The sequence below is a fragment of the Paenibacillus sp. FSL R5-0912 genome (genome assembly GCF_000758605.1).
Lineage (GTDB): Bacteria > Bacillota > Bacilli > Paenibacillales > Paenibacillaceae > Paenibacillus_AQ.
Genome location: NZ_CP009282.1, coordinates 632,332 through 646,098 on the forward strand (window position 1 = coordinate 632,332; position 13,767 = coordinate 646,098).

Genomic DNA, 13,767 nt, shown 5'->3' on the forward strand with positions numbered 1-13,767 from the left:
CTGATTTATACATGATAAAAACACGCCTTATCTGATTTCAAGTTGTCGATAGTCTGATTTGGGTATTAAAAAAGCATCCTTTTCGGCGTCTTTTTGTCCGATCTATAATGGCTGCTCACAGTCCAAAGATAAACAAAGTACTACTTACCTTTTGGGGAGTGTTTAGAATGGATAAAAAGAAACAGGAATTCGTGATGATGGTATTCTCGGGTCTGATGCTCATTATGCTAAGTCTGATAACCCCGTCTAACGGATCTGAAGTGCGTATATATTTTAAGGGATTCATGACAGGGGGCGGGATCATCGTATTGGCGCTGGCCGTCTCGATGTTCCTTAAGAATAAGGGATTTAAGAGCATGAAATAATTTGTGGATATAGGCAAGGCTGCTTGCTTTCGCTCAGGAGCTGATCTCGTCGCTGGGCGGAATCCTCAAGCTGAATGTAACGATTATGGTCTCCGGTCAGGCCGGAGCACTCAGCCAAGTGCCCGAACTGCTGGAGCAGGCAAGGCAGGCGATGCGGTACCGGAATCTATCCGAGGCGCATCAGGTCTCGTTTGTTTTTCTATGAAGCTTGTTTCCCAAAACTCCGTCATAGCCCGGTCTCCTTTAATTTCACTAAATAGTTATTACAGACATATTATATCCACGATAAAACTGATTTGCAATGTTATTGTTAATCCTCGTATCTAAACAGATAGACTTATGTGAAGCGGGGGATAGGATGTTATTAATTAGTTGCATGTAAGTGATTTAGCGAATCAACCGGATTGGGCTTATGAATAATGCTGTTCTATAGAGTGATCACAACCCCCCCAAACTGGTTAAAACCCCGCAGATAGTGTACCTTAGTAATATTAGTAATTAGGAGTGGTGATTTTTCGTGAAAAAAAGTAGACAAACCCCCGTGCTGGTCGCGGTCTCCATCCTGCTGATCATTATCAGCAGTCTGATCCCGTCGGACAAATCAACCTGGCTGGGAGCACTGCAGACCATCTTGCTGGGCGTCGGGCTGCTCGGATGCTGCATGGCTTTTTGGCGGTTCGCTAAGGGCGGCAAGGGCAAGCGCTGATTTCTGGAATGGAGCAGACAGCATAGGCAAGAACAGGGTATGGGTTGGTTAGTGAATTCAATACAAGTGTTAGTGTTTTAAGCGCTGGCACGAGAGCAAATAGAGAGCCGTGGCGGAAGCTGCGGCTTTTCGTTATTGTCAGGCAAATGTACATTGCCAAAGGCGTGCATGTGTATAAGTTGGGAGCTTCAGTGAGCGTAACCTGGAGCCTTAAGGGAATGAGAACTTATTAGCTTGCCGTCAGCGGAATTCTCCCATACGTAGTGCTACGCGGACTGAGAGGACCTTATTTTGTGAAAAAGCCTGCTTTTTTGCTCGTTGCGGACTCAGGAGCGCTTATATTGTTCGATGGAGCTCAAAATGAGGCGAAACGGGTTAGTTAAGGTCCTCTGAGTCCGCATGGATCGCTGAATGGCCTGACCGGACGAAATAACGGATCTACAGTCCGCATAGATCGCAGCAGCCTGCCTGAGTCTATTGGTGCAGGCCCCAGCAGCTTTCCCTATCCCGCCGACGGACGCGGGACAGCTGGCCGCGCAGCAGCCATATGTTCGCGAATCTCTCTGAGCTGCGCTTTCAGCTCAGGAACGCTTCGCTGCAGGATGAGGCTGATCTCGGGCAGCGGCAGCTGGATGCCGTACCATAAGGCGCTGGCAATCTGATCCTCCCAGGTGAGCAAGGCAGAAGAGCAGCGGCCGCGGTCTTGAGCAACCAGCGAGCATTGCCGGATGCATTCCCTGTAGGCGGCAAGGGAGAAGTCCGATTGGATGCTACCCTTTAGCCAAGGCTCAAAGAGTGCCGCGAATGTGGCAGTTGTGGCTTGATCGGCGCGGGTGCCCTTCTCCAGCAGAAGACAGCTAAGTGCATATACGGTTCCGCTGTATTGCTCAATATAGCCGGTGAATCCGGCAGCGGCAGCTGCCTTGGTCGATAATGGGTCTGGCATGTGGACACGTTCCTTCCTGAATGTGGGCGATTTTATTGTTTGGATATATAGCTGATTGGTTTGCCGAAATGCTGATCCGCCGGAATAAGTGCGCAAAAAACCGCAGACAGAGGAGGACCTCTGCTGCGGTTTTGTTACAGGCGTAAGAAGCCTGGGGCAAAATCGTGGCGGATCAAGATCTCTCTCTTTACGCTTACGGGGTTAGCTGTCGGATTCGGACGGTGAGAGTCGCCCTACCTTTTGAGACTGCGCAATTGAAGTCTCCTTCGGATTCACCCCAAGTAGGCCTGCGGCCTGATGGTTCCCCCGTTTTCCGCTTGGCGGAAATTCAGCGTGCATTCACATTATCGCTGTTAACTTTCAACACGAATCATACCCTTTTAGGATTGTCTTTGTAAAAATGGAAAAGAGTGCTTCTGCGCCGGATTTGCAATAAATTGCTGCTTCGCAAGGAATATTGGAGACTAAAACCATATATGTGGCCGGTTATCATCCGTTTATCTCGCTCAATCGCCGTTTTTTATTTTTGGGAGGCAGTGGCAGGGGAACTCCGGAAATATTAATGCGTTAGACGGAAATACCGTCGATAATGGATTTTTGAAAAATGGTGTATTAGTGAGTAATCGGGAGATAACGGGAGATAAATGTTATTGTATGCGTTACCCGTCAGGCAAATAGATTCGTGATTGTGTTATTAGGGTAATTATGGCGGTTTACAAATTGTCCCTGAATTAGAGTCTGATTTTACGAAAATGCTTCCGTTCTAGCCCTGCAAACGATACATCCCGGAGGGCCTAATTCCCGCTTTCCGAATGCTTGACTTGGACCATACTCCAGGGATTATCATTTGATTCTGTAAGGGCAGACTGTCAATAAAGAGGCGCTGGATCTGCTGGAACCGTCATCGGTGGATGCCTTCGCCCGGCGGTGTGGAAACGGAGTGAAGCTATGACGGAGTTTTTTCCCGGCAGAATAATTTTGAACCCTAAAAAGGTGCCGGCCCTGCTGGGAGGGCGGCACCTTTTTGCATACGGGTAAGCTTATTAATGACCAGCTGCTTCAATAAGCTCCTGAAGCTCAGGAAGATTGAAGCCCTTGACAGCCCGGTCTCCGGATACGGTGACTGGAACACCCATGAAGCCCAGCTTCTCGACTTCTTCCTGATAGACAGTACTGGTCATCACATCTCTGACTTCGAAGGGAATGCCTTTGCTCTCAAGCAGCTGCTTCACCTGATTGCAGTCGCTGCAGCCGGATGTGGAATAGATGATTACGTTCTGGCTCATTGCTCCACAGCTTCCTTGATGGCGCCACGGGTGATTTTCCAGTGGGAAGTGTTCCAGCGGACCTCACCATCCTCCAGCAGGAAAATCTGCGGCGATTCATGCTTAATCCCGAAATCCTCGGCAATCTGATTGGAAACCGGACGGTCTTCGATAACATGTACAATGGCGGCAGGCGTGTCGGAATTCTGTGTATAGGCCTGGAACTCCTCATTTGCTTTGGCGCTGATCGGGCAGGTGGTGCTGTGCTTGAAGAGCAATTTTTTGCCGGGTTGCCCTACGTATTGTTGCAGTTCATCCAGTGTATGGATTTGTTGAATAGACATCAGAGGATCACCTTTCTGGAATAGAATTTTGAAAGCATCTTGTCAACAATTGTGTTGTTAACAACTATTATTCTTGATTGTAACATAGTTCAAAATTAAAGCAAAAGAATGTTCAGCAGGCTTATCCCCCCCTCCCTTGGGGGATGTTGTTAAAGGCTAAATGCCATGCTAATGTGTGAGAGATGCAGTAACGCTCTGCGCATAAATAAGCAGGTATGAGGGGTGTGCAATTCATGAAAAGGGTCGCTTTTGTTACCGGTGCTGACCGCGGGCTCGGGTTTTACATGGTACGCTTTCTTCTGGAGAATAAGTACACAGTTTTTGCTGGCCAGTATTTAGCAGAATCGGAGGCTTTGGGAGTTTTGCAAGCGCAATACCAGGACATGCTGATGCTGGTCCCTCTTGATATCGGCAGCGCAGAGAGTGTGAAGGAAGCAGCACGGAGTATTGCCGGCAGTACGGGCCATATCGATATTATTATCAACAATGCCGGTATTATCCACCGCGCAGACAAAGCAACAATACTCGTGGATATGGATGATGAGGCCATGGCGCAGCTCTATAATGTGAACACACTCGGTGCGCTCAGAGTGAGCAATGCGCTCATGGGATTGCTGCTGCAGAGCAAACAGCGTCTGATTATTAACATCTCCTCAGAGGCCGGCAGTATCAGCCGGAATAAAAGGATTAATATGTACGGCTATTGCATGTCGAAGGCGGCGCTGAATATGCAGTCCTCGCTGATGCACAACCATCTGCGTATGCTGGGCGGACAGGTCATGGTCTTCCATCCCGGGTGGCTGCAGTCTTGCATATACGGAGAGAAGGATTTGAAAGCGGTGACAACTCCGGAGGAGTCGGCCTATAAGATCATGAATATTGTTCAGGAGCATAAGAAGTATCTGGGCGAGGAACCGGTTTACATCGATCTGGACGGCAATCACTGGCCCTGGTAACAGCAGCGCAATATATGAAATAATGGACTAATAAATTATAGATTAACTTTGTAACAAGAGAGGTGTGAATGCAATGACTTCCTTCAAAGCACTTGCGTTTGGCAGCTATACCGAGGTTAAGTACCATCCTTTCGCCGGAGTTGACCGCGAGATTGAGCAGCTGCTGGAACCGGAATTTCAGGTGGCTTCGACTGAGGATTACGGGCTGATGAACAAGGAACAATTGTCGGACTGCAAGCTGGTGGTCTCCTATACTGAATTCTCTGATGAGAAATTATCCGCTGCGCAGAGCGGTGCCCTGCTGTCTTATGTGGCTGGCGGCGGGGGGCTGCTCGTAGTGCACAACGGAATCTCCCTGCAGCGCAATCAGGAGCTCGGCGTAATGCTGGGCGCCCATTTCACCCATCATCCGGACTATACCGCGCTTCATATGACGATTCCCAACCGGGAGCATCCGATTATGCAGGGTATCAATGACTTTGTGATTGAGGATGAGCCGTACTATTTTGAGCAGGTGCCATACTTCGAATCAACCATTCTCGCAGAATATCCCCATGGAGGGGCGATGCGGCAGGCGGCCTGGTGCCATGAATTCGGACAAGGGCGGGTAGTCTACCTGATGCCCGGCCATCATCTGCCTTCCTTCTCGGTAGAGCCGTTCCGCCTGATGATCCGCAGAGGCGGGTTATGGGCAGCCGGACTGCTGTAAGATAATGTGGCGACCAGCTTAAGTTATGCTTAGGCTGGTTTCTTTTGTTTATTCTAAAAAAACACCTTGACCCTGACACTAGTGTCAGGGTTTATACTGAGGGCAGACCATTTCTCATGAACCCCGGGGAGAATACCATGAAAATAGGTGAATTAGCCACACTTACGGGCGTAAGCGTCCGTTCATTGCGATATTATGAGCGTCAGGGACTGATCAAACCGCTGCGCCAGGACAACGGGTACCGTGAATACTCTCCGCTTGCCGTGGATACGGTGGAGACAATTAAGCTGTATTTGAATCTTGGCTTGTCGACAGAAGAGATTGCCGGATTCCTGCACTGTGTTCTGAAGAATAAAGAGGCGTTCTGTGCAGAAGTGATGCCGCTGTACCGCAGCAAGCTGGAAGAGATTGAACGTCAGCTGATTGAGCTGAATCAGATCAAGCTGAACCTGCAGGAGCGGATGGCTTCAATTCTGCAAGAGCAGCAGAATGAAGCGGAATAAGGCGGATCGATTGAAGTTGTTTCTGTGAATATTGAATGTTAAATTTTGTGGGAGGGCTTAAGATGGCTATGATAATTGCCGATAACGCCGGAGCTGTACGTGAACAGCTGAAGGCCGGCGGAACCGTGCTGGTGGATTACGGTGCGTCCTGGTGTCCGCCCTGCAGAACCCTGCTGCCGATTCTGGAAGAGCTGAATGCCGAATACGGGGATGACGTAAGTATGATTAAGGTGGACTGTGATGAACTGCCGGAGCTTGCATCGGAAGCCGGTGTGATGAGCATGCCGACAGTGATCGTATACAGCGGAGGTCAACCTGTGGAGAAGCTGGTCGGCCTGCGGCCAAAATCCGTATATCAGGGTGTGTTGAACAAAGTTGCCGGAGTGGTACGCGGCACTCTTTAAGGTATTGTAACGGGGAGGGGCGGTAGCGCCGCTTTGCCGCCGATATCGTGGAGCACAGGCCCGCGATTCTTCCCAGGCAGCGTTTCCTGGCACCCGCAGCCCAAGAATTAAGGCAGGATGCCGCATGAGGATCATGCAGCGTTCTGCCTTTGTATTTACCGGAAATATATATAATGCCGTTATTTCGTGCTCTCTGCTGCAGGAACAACAGGGACAACCTCATTCTGGTGCAATGCTTCCAGTACCTCTGCGCGCAGACTTTCGGTGAATGCCGCCCATGTTTTTTTGCCGACATCCAGCTCTTCACGTCCAATGGAATTCAGTGTTTCGAGCCACACCCGCTTATCATTAATCACCCCGAGCTGCTCCTGAATATCCTTGTAGATGGCCTCGTGGGCATGGAATTTCTGATTCAGCGCAAAAGCGGCCGCGTTAGCGGTATAGCGCAGATGCTTGGCGGCAATCCGCAGCTCATGAAGAGCTTCGAAGGCTTCCTTCGATTCAGCCTCAGGCCCCTTGAACAGGGTCTTGCAGGCTTTTTTCTTCTGCTCAAAAGCGACCTCAAGCTCGCGCATGACCACATTGGCATCTTTTTTGGCGGCGAGCGGCTCCAGCTGTGTATCGATAAAAGGGGTCCACTGCGCATCAAGAGCTTTGCCGGACAGCTTCGGGAGCCCTTCCTCCAGCTTCTTGCGGAATATCTTCCGCTTGGCCTTCTGGTGTTCGATTACTGCTGTGAGCAGTTCGGCGGTTTTGACATCGCCCGCCTCTTTGGCGGCCTTGCGCCGTTCCTTGAACGATGCGATCAGTACATCTGCGTCCCGTACCTTGCCGAGCTTCTTCTGTGCCTGCTTGAAGGTGCTGTACAACTCTTCCGTAGCCGAATGGCCCGGATCAAGAATGGACAGGAGCGTCAGAAGCTTGCGGCTGTTGACTCTGGCCTGATGAATATCTTCATCTCCGAAGCCCTTCAGCACATCTTGGCTGTAGTCCCGGAAGTTGATATACAGCTTGTTCATTGCCTGCTCCCATTGTCTGGCCTTGCTTACTTGCCTGTCCTTTGTCAGTTGTTCGGTTGTCATGCGGCATCACTCCTAAGGGTTGTGTATAGCATGAGCTTCAACGCGATTCTTATGGCTGGGATTATCTTCTTACCCTCTAAGGATAACGGGTTCCAGCCGCCATTTCAAATACAGAGTCTATATTACGGGGGCTTCGCGGCCAGGACGCAGATCGGTTACAATAGGATTAATTAAGAAAGTGTAATTACAACACAGCGGAATACGCAGCGTAACTTGCGGGATCAGGGCGGTGTCCGGCCTGCCGTATCCGGGAAAGAGGTAGTCAGTGGGACTCGCAGGCAATCCGAATGAGAAGTGAACCTTATAATGTGCTGGAAAATGGAGTGGCGGGCAGGCTGCCTGAAGAGATGGTGCTCTTCACGCATTTGAGCGGGGAAGCGGAGGAAACGGAGGAAACGGAATCCGGGCAGGAAATGCTGGTTCCGTTTGCCTTCGAGGAAATGCTGTGCCGGGATGTCGGAGCCGGACAGGTTCCGCCGGTACTGCATCTTTGGAGCCACCCGGGCGGTGTGGCGCTGGGGCTGCGGGACAGCAGGCTGCCCCGTGCAGGAGCGGCGATGCAGGCGCTTGAGGCGCAGGGAATTCGCACGGCGGTCCGGCATTCAGGCGGCGCTGCGGTGCCGCTGGATGCTGGGATCGTGAGCGTGTCCCTGCTGCTGCCCAAACGTCCGGGCAAGCTGGACTTTCACGATGATTTCCGGCTGCTGGCTTCGCTGATTGCCGAAGCCGTAGCTGTGAGCCATCCGCAGGCGGCGGCTCTGATCCGTGCCGAAGAAGTCACCGGGTCGTATTGCCCCGGTGACTTCGACCTGGCTATCGGCGGCCGCAAGTTCTGCGGCATTGCCCAGCGGAGACAGAGCAATGCGTACTTCGTCCACGCGTTTGTTGTCGTGTCCGGCTCCGGGCAAGCGCGCGGAGAACTCATCCGCAGCTTCTATGCACAGGCAGCGGACGGGGACGAATCGCTGGAATATCCCCGCGTGCAGCCGGAGACGATCGCCGCGCTCGGGGAGCTTGGCGGCCCGGATTCGGCCGCAGTCTTCACCGCAGGCATCCGGCAGGCGGTTGCCCGCCGGGGCACGCTGCTGAAGCCTGCGGATCGCCTGCAGCAGGAGACCGGCTACAGCCTTCAGTACGGCGATCCGCGGGTACTGCAGGCGGCGCATGTGCTGCGGGAGCGATACGCGCGCTGAAGCAAGTAGGCAATGTAACGGGAGTCCTTGGGAGCGTGGAGAGCGGCGAGCGGGCGGCCATTGAAGAGTGCAGACAGGTGCACACGAGAAGGGTGCAGGCAAATGAAGACGAGTGCAGGCGAGCTAAATTCGCCTGCGCTTTTTGCTGCTTGGGGAGGAGGAGGGGGAAATCCCTTTAAGTTGGTTGGTGGGAGGGTATTTGGCTGAAATGAGGGGCAGAAGTGCCCCTGAATCCGAGGGAAGTGGGCACTTGGCGGAAATGAGGGGCAGAAGTGCCCCTGAATCCGAGGGAAGCAGTCACTTGGCGGAAATGAGGGGCAGAAGTGCCCCTGAATCTGAGGGAAGCAGTCACTTGGCGGAAATGAGGGGCAGAAGTGCCCCTGAATCCGAGGGAAGCGGGCACTTGGCGGAAATGAGGGGCAGAAGTGCCCCTGAATCTGATGGAAGTGGTCACTTGGCTGAAATGAGGGGCAGAAGTGCCCCTGAATCCCGGGAGAGGGCGTCTTACCCGCCCTACAGATACAGCTCCGGCCGCCGGTCGGAGAAGACCGGGATGTGCCCGCGCACTTCCTGCACCCTGGCGAGGTTGATCTCGCCGCTGAGAATCTCTTCGCTGCCGGAAGCCTCGCTCACAATCTCTCCCCAAGGGTCAATAATCATGGAATGGCCGCCAAAAATGTTGGCCGGATCAGAACCGGAGCGGTTGCAGGCCACCACGTAGCACTGGTTCTCAATAGCCCGGCTGATCAGCAGCGCCCGCCAGTGGGATAAGCGGGGCAGCGGCCATTCTGCACTGACGAATAGCACTTCTGCGCCCTCTGACATATGAACACGGACCCATTCCGGAAAACGGATGTCATAGCAGATTAATCCGGCGCATAAGGTGCCGTCCAGCTTGAACAGTCCTTTGGCAGAGCCGGGCTGGAGGTAGAGATGCTCATCCATCAGCTTGAACAGATGCAGCTTGCTGTACTGCCCGGCGAGTGCTCCGGTACGGTCAAAGACGAACATGCTATTGGTGACTCCGGTATCCTGTCTCACGGCGACTGAGCCGGCGATGATATTAATCCCATATTCCAGGGCTAGACTGGAAATCAGTGCCCCGGCAGCCTGGCCCCCGTGATCAGCGATCTCATCCAGCCGGGTCAGATCGTAGCCGGTCGTCCACAATTCGGGAAGGATTATGCAGTCCGGGTTGCCGGCGGCGGCTTCGCGAATTTTTCGTTCTGCCGCAGCATAATTCACCTCCGGATTGCCGAATGCTATATCGAGCTGAATCAGGGCTATTTTCATAAGGCGGTCTCCTCTGTTTTTTAATTAGTTGACGGGTCAATGATTTCGGTGTAAAGTAATCTTTGTCAAAAAGATTTTGCACAATATATTTGCGTAAGGGGGTTAATTTTGACAGAACATCTGCCCGATGAAGATACGATCTTTGAGCTGCTGCAGGCGCTGCATAAGGGAATCAGCCCGAAATTCGAGCGCTGTGCTGGCATTACACCCACCCGGTTCCGCCTTCTCCAGGAATTGTTTCGAGTCTCCGAGATCAGCCAGATTTCGCTGCAAAAGACACTCGATATCGATGCCGCAGCGGTCACCCGCCACTTGAGAGGACTTGAAGACAGCGGAATGATTGCCCGCCGGAATAATCCTGCCGATAACAGGGTCACCCTCGTCTCCCTGACCGATCACGGCCGGGAACATATTAATTCCTACCGGGAAGAGAAGACCCGCTTCATCAGCGAACTGCTTACCGGGTTCAATGAACAGGAACGTACCGTACTCGCAGAGATGCTTACCCGGCTGCAATATAATATTAATCTACTGTAGCCGTCACCTATAATCAAACCATAAAGGAGTTAATTATTCATGAACGCAACCAGAAACAATGATTTCACAAGCATTATTACAGGACGCCGCTCAATCCGCAAATACGATACCTCCGTCAAAATCAGCAAAGAGGAAATGACAGAAATCCTTACTGAAGCGACTCTGGCCCCTTCCTCCGTGAATATGCAGCCTTGGCGTTTCCTTATCATCGAAAGCCCGGAAGCCAAAGCCAAGCTGGCCACCATTGCCAAATTCAATCAGCTTCAGGTAGAAACCTCCGCAGCAATGATTGCCGTATTCGGTGATCTGAACAACTTCGATTATGCTGAAGAAATCTACGGGACTGCGGTAGAACGCGGGCTGATGCCTGCTGAGGTAAAAGAAAGACAGCTGGCTGCCCTGGGTGCCCACTTCGCGAAGCTGCCTGCGGACGTGAACAGAGAAACGGTAATGATTGATGCGGGTCTGGTCTCGATGCAATTGATGCTGGCAGCCCGCGCCCACGGCTATGACACGAACGCGATCGGCGGCTTCGAGAAGGATCAGATTGCGGAATTGTTTGATATGGACAAAGAACGTTATATTCCAGTTATGCTGATTTCGGTCGGGAAAGCGGTTGAAGAAGGCTATGCATCCGTCCGTCTACCGGTTAACACCGTTGCCCAGTGGAAATAAACATTGGATAGTGCTGGCCGTGTAAGCTAATATTCAAGAAACTTAGGAGGAATACTAGATGATTATTACCCATGCATTGCTTCAGGTAAATCCCGCACGGGAGCAGGAGTTCCTTGAAGTCGCCAAGACCCTGGTTGCCGCAACCCACGAAGAAGAAGGCAACATCTCTTATGAATTGTATAAGCATACAGCTGGCGGAAATACCTACATTATGGTCGAGATCTGGCGTGACCAGGCGGCTGTAGCCGCCCATAATACAAGCCCGCACTTCACCGGCTTCGCCGCCAAAGCAGGAGAATTCCTGACTGCACCGCTCGATGTTAAGCTGTATAACGCTGAAGAATTGAGCAAATAATTCCGGCTTGAAGAGGGGGAGCATGCCCTCCGGGCTATAGTTCTGTAGCTCTCCTAAGCTAGCTAATATCCCCCCTGGGAAACCCCGGCAGTCCTAACGGCTGCCGGGGTTTCCCATTTTGCATCCGCAGCAGGATTTGGAAGAAAACATTGCTAAGAAGCAGAACGTTTATAAAACAGGCGTGCCGGGTAACTAAGCTTACCCTTACACGCGCTGTAACGCGCAGGCAGGACCTGAAGAGAGTGGGGGATGAAAGGGATGAGGGGATCGAATGGGAAATATACATAGGAACAAGCAACTGCCGCAATTACCTGCAGCGCAGTGGGATGAACGGCTTCGGCAGGATCTCGCGGATTACGTGAATTACCGGATATCCGGCGGCTCATTAAGAACTATCGCTAAGAACACGGACGCCGCCGATTCTATTATTGAGCCTATTCTGGACAGTGCGGTTGTCCGCGCTTACCGGCAGGCACAGCATGGGGGTGTGATCACCGATGTCCGGCAGCTGGAGGAGCTTCCCGGATTCAGCCCGGAGCTGCTTGAACAGCTCGCATCAGCCGTGTCCGGCCTCGATTCCGGCAAGCTTAGAGCGCTGGCGCCGCAGACTACCCGGCATAACCGGGTAGATCCTTATGTGAACGGGCCGCAGTGCCTGGAGATGCTGCTGGAAGAGATTCGCAATGCACAGCGCTATATCCATCTGTCCGTGATGCTGTTCTTCAATGACCATTCGGGAAATCTGATCGCTTCGGAGCTGCTTTATGCGCTTCAGCGGGGAGTAGAAGTCCGGATGCTGGTGAATTACACCGTCACCGCCATGGGATACGGAAGTAATCTTGAAGTAGGAAGTTTCTCTGAGATTGCAGAAGTTCTTGAGCAGGCAGGAGCCCGGCTGAAAGATACATTTCATTCCTGCTACGCTGCTGCGGAATGGGCAGTGAAGCGTGAGGAACTGAAGTCTCAGGGCGTCCCTGAAAGTATCCTCTTTCTGCAGGACAAGGTACAGGAGGATGTGATAATTACCGGGCTGAATGTGATCGACCACCGTAAATTTATGGTCATTGACGGGATAACCTCCGTTATAGGCAGTCTGAATATCGGTGACCAATATACTTTTGCGACGCCTATCCAGGAATCGGCAACTGAACAGATAGACGGACGACCGCTTGGGATTCCCTCCAGGGAAGAGGAGTGGCATGACGGCTGTTTCCGGATTCAAGGGGAGGCTGCCCGGCCGCTGAATGAGGCTTTTCACGCCAGGTGGCTTCTGCTTGGAGGAGATCACTTTGAGGTGGAAGCGCCGTTCTACCACCCTGCAGGAAACTATGAATTCGGCGGGGAAGAATGCACGCTCTTTCTAAGTTTTCCCGGAAATCCGGTGAATCTAATTCAGCAGTATTATCTGGATTTGCTTACGTATGCCGCCGAAGAGACAATTATTGTGAATCCTTACCTAATCGACCAAGATTTCTGGGACCGGCTCGGTGAAGTTGGACCGGAGTGTTCCTGCCATATCTCGATATGCAATTCGCTTGAGGTCAATGATCATCCTACGAACAAGGCAGCTGTGCGCAGCAATATGTACATTCCTTTCTGCAATGGGGTGTCCTTCTATGACTACAGCTTTACAGAACGCTTCTCCCACTGGAAAATCACTTATGACCACAGAGCGCGGGCTGTATTTCACGGCTCCTATAATATCAACGAACGAAGTGCCTGCCACGATTTTGAAATGGGAATGCTGGTTAAGAGTGAGCCGTTCGCAGACAAGGTGAAACGGATGATAGATTATGATCTTGGGGTATCCCGTAAAATCAGCGACAAGCACGAATTCTTCAAGTACCCCTGGCTGCATCCCAGCACGTATCTGAACAAGGCGACGCATAATTACACCTGATATGCCTGCTGGTCCATGTCATGTATAATGAGCGGTATAACATATGAAGATGGAGCTAAAGAGGATGAACATTAACATACTTGGGACAAGCCTGAAGAAGGATGAGGTACTCTTCGCGTCCGAATTCGGCGAGGGCAGAGGAACCTGGCGCGGTGCCGCTGTGGCTGCCGGGGAGGCCTGCGAGGCTGAATTTGAGCTGCCCTCGCTGTTCATGCGCTGGGTGGATATTGTGCCGGCGCACGGAGGCCGCTTTGAGATACGTATGGACGGGAAGGTTGTCATATTGACGGGTATACTGGAGAATATTGAGGAGGACGGCACCGGGTATCTGCGGCTTGGCCGCGATGTAATCATGTTCGATTGCCTGGGTGAACCGATGGCGCTGGGCGGATTCGTGGAGATCAGAACCGGGGAGCTCATGCTGTACCCTGTCAATCTTTGAGCCTGCGGGGCGGATACCGGACTAACTATTTCCTGTCCGGCATAGCCACCTTCAGCTAAATGAGCTAAGATAATATACATTAGAAAGTATAG

The 13,767-nt window shown here is 52.0% G+C and carries 17 protein-coding genes and 1 riboswitch; of the genes, 12 read left to right on the top strand and 5 right to left on the bottom strand.

Annotated features, from left to right (window positions below; all coding sequences use genetic code 11):
* Nucleotides 1-167: 167 nt before the first annotated feature.
* Entirely contained in the window at nt 168-365 is a 198-nt protein-coding gene (locus R50912_RS02755) for a hypothetical protein (RefSeq protein ID WP_042232253.1), read from the top strand.
* A 517-nt stretch (nt 366-882) separates the two neighbouring features.
* A complete protein-coding gene (locus R50912_RS02760) occupies nt 883-1,071 on the top strand; it encodes a hypothetical protein (protein ID WP_042210345.1) in 189 nt (62 codons plus the stop codon).
* A gap of 502 nt (nt 1,072-1,573) precedes the next feature.
* On the opposite strand, the gene R50912_RS02765 is transcribed toward R50912_RS02760, so the two are convergent.
* The 3 genes from R50912_RS02765 to ytxJ all read right to left on the bottom strand — a co-directional run bounded on the left by R50912_RS02765 (nt 1,574) and on the right by ytxJ (nt 3,626).
* Nucleotides 1,574-2,017, bottom strand: a complete 444-nt coding sequence (locus R50912_RS02765; RefSeq protein ID WP_042232257.1) for a hypothetical protein — start codon at nt 2,015-2,017, stop codon at nt 1,574-1,576.
* 176 nt (nt 2,018-2,193) lie between these two features.
* Nucleotides 2,194-2,361: riboswitch (cyclic di-AMP (ydaO/yuaA leader) on the bottom strand.
* A 699-nt stretch (nt 2,362-3,060) separates the two neighbouring features.
* Nucleotides 3,061-3,303, bottom strand: coding sequence for a glutaredoxin family protein (locus R50912_RS02770; RefSeq protein WP_042232260.1), 243 nt, complete (start codon nt 3,301-3,303; stop codon nt 3,061-3,063).
* Nucleotides 3,300-3,626: a bacillithiol system redox-active protein YtxJ gene (ytxJ, locus tag R50912_RS02775; RefSeq protein WP_039306673.1), complete on the bottom strand. Its 327-nt coding sequence runs from the start codon at nt 3,624-3,626 to the stop codon at nt 3,300-3,302. Before ytxJ ends, R50912_RS02770 begins: the two co-directional genes overlap by 4 nt.
* Nucleotides 3,627-3,859: 233 nt before the next feature.
* Between ytxJ and R50912_RS02780 the strand changes: the two genes are divergently transcribed.
* The 4 genes from R50912_RS02780 to R50912_RS02795 all read left to right on the top strand — a co-directional run bounded on the left by R50912_RS02780 (nt 3,860) and on the right by R50912_RS02795 (nt 6,198).
* Entirely contained in the window at nt 3,860-4,582 is a 723-nt protein-coding gene (locus R50912_RS02780; protein WP_042232263.1) for an SDR family NAD(P)-dependent oxidoreductase, read from the top strand.
* 73 nt (nt 4,583-4,655) lie between these two features.
* On the top strand, nt 4,656-5,291 hold the full coding sequence (locus R50912_RS02785) for a ThuA domain-containing protein (RefSeq protein WP_042232265.1): 636 nt from the start codon (nt 4,656-4,658) through the stop codon (nt 5,289-5,291).
* Nucleotides 5,292-5,428: 137 nt separating this feature from the next.
* Nucleotides 5,429-5,794, top strand: a complete 366-nt coding sequence (locus R50912_RS02790) for a MerR family transcriptional regulator (RefSeq protein ID WP_042232267.1) — start codon at nt 5,429-5,431, stop codon at nt 5,792-5,794.
* Nucleotides 5,795-5,856: 62 nt separating this feature from the next.
* Nucleotides 5,857-6,198, top strand: a complete 342-nt coding sequence (locus R50912_RS02795) for a thioredoxin family protein (RefSeq protein WP_042232270.1) — start codon at nt 5,857-5,859, stop codon at nt 6,196-6,198.
* Nucleotides 6,199-6,377: 179 nt separating this feature from the next.
* On the opposite strand, the gene R50912_RS02800 is transcribed toward R50912_RS02795, so the two are convergent.
* Nucleotides 6,378-7,280, bottom strand: a complete 903-nt coding sequence (locus tag R50912_RS02800) for a CHAD domain-containing protein (RefSeq protein WP_042232273.1) — start codon at nt 7,278-7,280, stop codon at nt 6,378-6,380.
* A 287-nt stretch (nt 7,281-7,567) separates the two neighbouring features.
* Here R50912_RS02800 and R50912_RS02805 point away from each other — a divergent pair, with 287 nt between their 5' ends.
* Complete coding sequence (locus R50912_RS02805) at nt 7,568-8,473, top strand: lipoate--protein ligase family protein (protein ID WP_052415941.1); 906 nt, start codon at nt 7,568-7,570, stop codon at nt 8,471-8,473.
* A 513-nt stretch (nt 8,474-8,986) separates the two neighbouring features.
* Here the strand turns inward: R50912_RS02805 and R50912_RS02810 are convergent.
* On the bottom strand, nt 8,987-9,766 hold the full coding sequence (locus R50912_RS02810; RefSeq protein WP_042232276.1) for a carbon-nitrogen family hydrolase: 780 nt from the start codon (nt 9,764-9,766) through the stop codon (nt 8,987-8,989).
* 108 nt (nt 9,767-9,874) lie between these two features.
* On the opposite strand from R50912_RS02810, the gene R50912_RS02815 reads away from it, so the two are divergent.
* The 5 genes from R50912_RS02815 (at nt 9,875) to R50912_RS02835 (ending at nt 13,675) form a co-directional block, all read left to right on the top strand.
* The gene (locus tag R50912_RS02815) at nt 9,875-10,303 is read left to right on the top strand and encodes a MarR family winged helix-turn-helix transcriptional regulator (protein ID WP_042133283.1); all 429 of its coding nucleotides are present in this window, start codon (nt 9,875-9,877) and stop codon (nt 10,301-10,303) included.
* A 39-nt stretch (nt 10,304-10,342) separates the two neighbouring features.
* The gene (locus tag R50912_RS02820) at nt 10,343-10,978 is read left to right on the top strand and encodes a nitroreductase family protein (RefSeq protein WP_042232279.1); all 636 of its coding nucleotides are present in this window, start codon (nt 10,343-10,345) and stop codon (nt 10,976-10,978) included.
* A 58-nt stretch (nt 10,979-11,036) separates the two neighbouring features.
* Nucleotides 11,037-11,333 (top strand): putative quinol monooxygenase, encoded by a 297-nt coding sequence (locus R50912_RS02825; RefSeq protein ID WP_042232281.1) that lies wholly within the window; start codon nt 11,037-11,039, stop codon nt 11,331-11,333.
* Between the two features lie 271 nt (nt 11,334-11,604).
* Nucleotides 11,605-13,233 carry a phospholipase D-like domain-containing protein gene (locus R50912_RS02830; RefSeq protein WP_052415942.1) on the top strand — a complete coding sequence of 543 codons (1,629 nt, stop codon included), beginning with the start codon at nt 11,605-11,607 and terminating at the stop codon, nt 13,231-13,233.
* 64 nt (nt 13,234-13,297) lie between these two features.
* Nucleotides 13,298-13,675 carry a hypothetical protein gene (locus tag R50912_RS02835; RefSeq protein WP_042232283.1) on the top strand — a complete coding sequence of 126 codons (378 nt, stop codon included), beginning with the start codon at nt 13,298-13,300 and terminating at the stop codon, nt 13,673-13,675.
* Nucleotides 13,676-13,767 lie beyond the last annotated feature (92 nt).

Bases quoted from the DNA above. Each gene is read 5' to 3' on its own strand.
- R50912_RS02755 (WP_042232253.1), top strand. From the start codon at position 168: ATGGATAAAAAGAAACAGGAATTCGTGATGATGGTATTCTCGGGTCTG.
- R50912_RS02765 (WP_042232257.1), bottom strand. From the start codon at position 2,017: ATGCCAGACCCATTATCGACCAAGGCAGCTGCCGCTGCCGGATTCACC.
- R50912_RS02770 (WP_042232260.1), bottom strand. From the start codon at position 3,303: ATGAGCCAGAACGTAATCATCTATTCCACATCCGGCTGCAGCGACTGC.
- ytxJ (WP_039306673.1), bottom strand. From the start codon at position 3,626: ATGTCTATTCAACAAATCCATACACTGGATGAACTGCAACAATACGTA.
- R50912_RS02780 (WP_042232263.1), top strand. From the start codon at position 3,860: ATGAAAAGGGTCGCTTTTGTTACCGGTGCTGACCGCGGGCTCGGGTTT.
- R50912_RS02785 (WP_042232265.1), top strand. From the start codon at position 4,656: ATGACTTCCTTCAAAGCACTTGCGTTTGGCAGCTATACCGAGGTTAAG.
- R50912_RS02790 (WP_042232267.1), top strand. From the start codon at position 5,429: ATGAAAATAGGTGAATTAGCCACACTTACGGGCGTAAGCGTCCGTTCA.
- R50912_RS02795 (WP_042232270.1), top strand. From the start codon at position 5,857: ATGGCTATGATAATTGCCGATAACGCCGGAGCTGTACGTGAACAGCTG.
- R50912_RS02800 (WP_042232273.1), bottom strand. From the start codon at position 7,280: ATGACAACCGAACAACTGACAAAGGACAGGCAAGTAAGCAAGGCCAGA.
- R50912_RS02805 (WP_052415941.1), top strand. From the start codon at position 7,568: ATGAGAAGTGAACCTTATAATGTGCTGGAAAATGGAGTGGCGGGCAGG.
- R50912_RS02810 (WP_042232276.1), bottom strand. From the start codon at position 9,766: ATGAAAATAGCCCTGATTCAGCTCGATATAGCATTCGGCAATCCGGAG.
- R50912_RS02820 (WP_042232279.1), top strand. From the start codon at position 10,343: ATGAACGCAACCAGAAACAATGATTTCACAAGCATTATTACAGGACGC.
- R50912_RS02825 (WP_042232281.1), top strand. From the start codon at position 11,037: ATGATTATTACCCATGCATTGCTTCAGGTAAATCCCGCACGGGAGCAG.
- R50912_RS02830 (WP_052415942.1), top strand. From the start codon at position 11,605: ATGGGAAATATACATAGGAACAAGCAACTGCCGCAATTACCTGCAGCG.
- R50912_RS02835 (WP_042232283.1), top strand. From the start codon at position 13,298: ATGAACATTAACATACTTGGGACAAGCCTGAAGAAGGATGAGGTACTC.